Source organism: bacterium (genome assembly GCA_024226335.1).
In the GTDB taxonomy this organism is placed as follows: Bacteria; Myxococcota_A; UBA9160; order SZUA-336; family SZUA-336; genus JAAELY01.
In genome coordinates, this window is sequence record JAAELY010000459.1 from 1 (window position 1) to 3,943 (window position 3,943).

Annotated in this window: 5 protein-coding genes; all 5 read right to left on the reverse strand. The window is 60.6% G+C overall.

The window, feature by feature from the left end; all coding sequences use genetic code 11:
• Window positions 1–248: DUF4336 domain-containing protein (locus GY725_22160; GenBank protein MCP4006893.1), on the reverse strand; the 248-nt coding region annotated here is incomplete at its 3' end.
• Between the two features lie 198 nt (window positions 249–446).
• Entirely contained in the window at window positions 447–911 is a 465-nt protein-coding gene (locus tag GY725_22165; GenBank protein ID MCP4006894.1) for a hypothetical protein, read from the reverse strand.
• Between the two features lie 279 nt (window positions 912–1,190).
• Window positions 1,191–1,841, reverse strand: coding sequence for a hypothetical protein (locus GY725_22170; GenBank protein MCP4006895.1), 651 nt, complete (start codon window positions 1,839–1,841; stop codon window positions 1,191–1,193).
• Window positions 1,842–2,128: 287 nt separating this feature from the next.
• A complete protein-coding gene (locus GY725_22175) occupies window positions 2,129–2,947 on the reverse strand; it encodes a class I SAM-dependent methyltransferase (GenBank protein MCP4006896.1) in 819 nt (272 codons plus the stop codon).
• A 245-nt stretch (window positions 2,948–3,192) separates the two neighbouring features.
• The gene (locus tag GY725_22180) at window positions 3,193–3,654 is read right to left on the reverse strand and encodes a GNAT family N-acetyltransferase (GenBank protein MCP4006897.1); all 462 of its coding nucleotides are present in this window, start codon (window positions 3,652–3,654) and stop codon (window positions 3,193–3,195) included.
• Window positions 3,655–3,943 lie beyond the last annotated feature (289 nt).

Sequence of the window (3,943 nt, forward strand, 5' to 3'; positions counted from 1 at the left end):
AATGCGTCCGGACAGGCGCGCTGCCACTCACTGATGAAGAGATGATGGAGTCGGTTGGGGGCGACTATGTATGCAACAGGGCCGAGCGCCTTTACCTCGCGGACCAGATCAGGGGTCGCTGCAATCGGCGAGTGCAGCAACAGCTTGGGCCCCGGAAGGCGCACGACCGTCATCCGCGCCCCGACCTCGAGCCCGATAAAGCGGAGGTGAGAGTCAGCAATCCAAAGATCAGCGTGAAGCTGTTGCATTGCTAGGTGCCTTCTATTGGTTCGACGTTTTGCTGCAACCGCAAGTGCCGACTTTCAACTTCATGTCACAGAATCCCGGATTCGCTCGACTTCCTGATCGACGAGTCGGTCGAACGGCAGGTCCGTCCGAATGGGACGGCCCTCCCACCAAGCCCGCCCTCCCGCTGTGTTCATGAACCATCGCAAGGTCTTCGAGCGTCATTGCGACGCGCCGCTGTCGAACGGATCGGGGTTCAGCCGAGGCTCCTCGGTGGACTGGGCGTCAGTGGTAGTGACTTCATCGACGAGTTGCTGGAAGCTCTCTCGAAACAAGGACCGATTGCTACTCCACCATCCCATCAAACCTGGCCCCTGGAACATTCCGCGGAGGCGGGCCACTCGGCTGTCCCAAAGATCCGAATCGACGTTCCCTCGCTGATAGTGGTGATGGAGCCCCTCGTAGTTGTTCAGAATCCCGAGCAGCATGAAGTGAAACCGCATGCGATCCTTCGGATTGAGCGAATCGAAATCCAGGCTGCCGGAAAGCAGAACCTCCGCAACCTCCGCTTCTACCCCGATCTGCACGAGGTAATCCGAAGACGCTCGGGTACTCGCTTCGTAGACCGAGTCTCTGACCGACCTGGTATTCTGTCGAATCTGGAGCGCCAGGTATCCGAGTGTCACGACTACGCCGACACCACCTATCAGATCGCCGAGATTGCCGAGTGCTTCGAGGTCCAGAGGGATTGTCCTTGCCTAACGGATCGGCGTTCAGCGGCAGGCCGCGACCGGCCGGGCTCGACCGAGCCTGAAAAGGTTGATGCCAGAACAGTACCGCGGACAGTTGCTCCGCGCTATTCAACGTCCGGTTCAGCGGTTTGTTGGGCGGTTGCCCGCGACGAGCTGTCGACCGAGATCAACTCAGACGGCGCAGCCCTCCGACTCTCGTAGCGTCTTGAACAGTCACCGATCTCCGATGGGCGCGAGGCCGTCACGCCAGTTCCACTCGCTGTCCTCCATGAATTGGGTAGCGACATCGGTGGCTGGCTTCTCCCATTCGCGGAAGTTCGCTACCGAGCCGAGCAGGGCGTCCGCGTTCTCCTTGCAGGGCCGCTCCAGCACTGCCTCCAGACATTCGATCAGATCATCCGGTCGCTCAGGGGCCCTACGCAGCTCACTCATGAACCACTTGTGATACGGGTAGAGCATGCGGTTGTGGGCCAGGATCAGGCGGCCGGCGAAGAGCGTGAAGTTCGCGGTTGCGTGCGTCAGGAGGTACCGATCATCCCAGCGGATCGCCTCTCCGAGATACCAGTAGTAGATGAGGAAATGAGCGTAGAAGCTCTGAATTTTCGGGATCCTCTCGGCCTCCGGATAGGCCGTAGCGCGTTCCAGGAGAACCTCGAGGTCAGGGATTCGCGAGTACAGGATTTGGTTCCCGGCAAACGCCGCACGGGCGGGCTCGCTGCCGTGGTCGGCGACCTCTTCGAGGAAGGAGAGGGGGACTATCTTGCCCTCGGCGTAGCCACCCTCATAGTCACAGACCTCGGTGTTGAGGTAGTGGATGTCGCCGTCGCGCCGGCGGCGGTCGTATTCCTCGTCGGTGGCGATCAAGATGAGATCGATGTCCGAGTCGTCGCGCGCCCAGTCGCGTGCAACCGATCCACTGAGGAGCACTGCCCGAAAGCTCGGATCTCCCTCGAACTCAGCGACCAGTCGGTCACACGCCTGACGATGGTGCTGCCTCATATAGTGCTGCCCAACGGATCGCGCTTCAGCGGCCGGCTGCGATTTGCACCCGACTCTGAAACGACTTGGTGCTAGAGAGACTACCAAAGGCCATCAACGCCGACAGTGAAGCCGGTCCGACTGCAAGCGCGTTGTTGGGCGGGGCTGCGCTGCTACTGGCTTGATACCCGTCCCGAGGCGATCCACGCTTGTCTAGGGATCTCAATGGCTCCCTCGCCATAGGTCACCTGCGTCTGCGTCATGATAGCCTCCTCTAGCGTCGCACTCTGCGTAGCGTCAAGCCCATCGAACATCGAAGCGAACGCGGGGCTCTTGAGCATGCCGCGGAGGGCTTTCCAGGACGGCAACTCGACACTCGGTCCGTCCGCCTCGTCGATCTGCAGGTCGACGAGGCCTGCCTTCGTGAGAGATCCCTCCAAAGCGTCGATGTCGGAGAAGGCAAATCCTTCAGGTTGTGGGACCGGGAAGCCCAGAACCTCGGGGTCGAGTTCGAGCCAGTATCTCAAGCCGTTGTGCTCCATCGGCGTCCAAGCCGTGAGCGCGACAACTCCGCCCACCCGTGTCACGCGGGCCATCTCAGAGATCGCGCGGTCGACGTCTGGACAGAAGATGATCCCGTGATTCGACACGGCCGCGCTCGCATAGCCACTGGGCAGATCGAGGCTCGTTGCATCCTCCACGCCGGTGGTAACGCGATCTCCGAGTCCACGCTCGTCAACGCGCGCCCTTGTTCGAGACACCATGGCCGAGCTGTGATCGATGGCCAAGACCCTGGCGCCACCCTCGGCGAGGGCGAGCGTAACAATGCCGGTGCCACACGCCACGTCGACCACCTGCTCGCGGTCGCGCTCCAGAAGACGTTCGAGCAGCCCGTTCACAAAGAACGCTGTTGCCTTCTCTATGGTGTCTTCGTAGTACGCCGCGGCGGCGTCCCAACGCTCAACTGCACCGCTTCGATCGCCTGACTGCACGGAAATGCCTCGGGAATCACGATTAGCGCAGGCGGCGTGCGGCGCATTGCCGACCGGCCTCTTCACGCCATGTCCACATGATTCGAGCACGCTCAGGAACGGCTCAGCGTGAGGACGTCCGCTGCAAGCGCTGGTTATGCGGCGATCCGAGTCCGCACTCGCTCCAGGGAAGTTGACTCGGTCATTGCTCATTCCCTCATGGCGAGCTGATTGGGTAACCCTGCGATCGATTGCAACGGTTCTGCTCAAAGGCTCCGGCGTAGCTCGACCTCACCTTCGTGCAGCTTACCGGTCGGCTGAAAACCTGCTTTGATATAGAAGGGTTCGGGTGAGCCTGGACCCGGAATACACGTGGTCAGCAATTCGGCCGCATCCGGTCGAGTTCGAACGTGGTCGACGAGCAATTCGATTGCCTGGAGCCCGTATCCCTGCCCCTGGTGTTGCTCGGCAACCATGAGACGCCATAGATAGTAGAAGCCGGGCTGCCGGGGCGTGGGGTGAAGACTCTCGTCGTGAAGCATTAGAAAGCCAACCGGCTCGTCTTCCACGTAGATTGCCCGAAACCAGGCTTCGGGGTGAAAGTGCGCTTCGGCAATCGACTTGGCGTTGGAAGCGACAAATCCGCGTTGAAGCTCGGATACTTCCAGGGCCAGGATGGCTCGGAAGTTGTCCTGAGTGACTTCTCTGAGTGTGGTCCTGGATTCGATTGCGAGACCTTCGCCGTCGGCGGCTTAACGGATCGGCGTTAACCGGCTGGCAACAGCGCTGACCGGACCCGACCCTGCCCATAAAGTATGCCGCCAGATGGCAGCCAAGGTCAATTGAACGGAGCCGTTGGCAGTCCGGTTCAACGGTTTGATCCTGATCCAGGCCCCCTCCCTGAGCCTACGCCACTCGGCGTAAGCTGGTTGGAAGCAAAAGACACCAACCCTTCAAGGAGAGAGCCATGCGATTCTACAACAAGAACCACACTCATTACTGCGGCATCGATCTGCA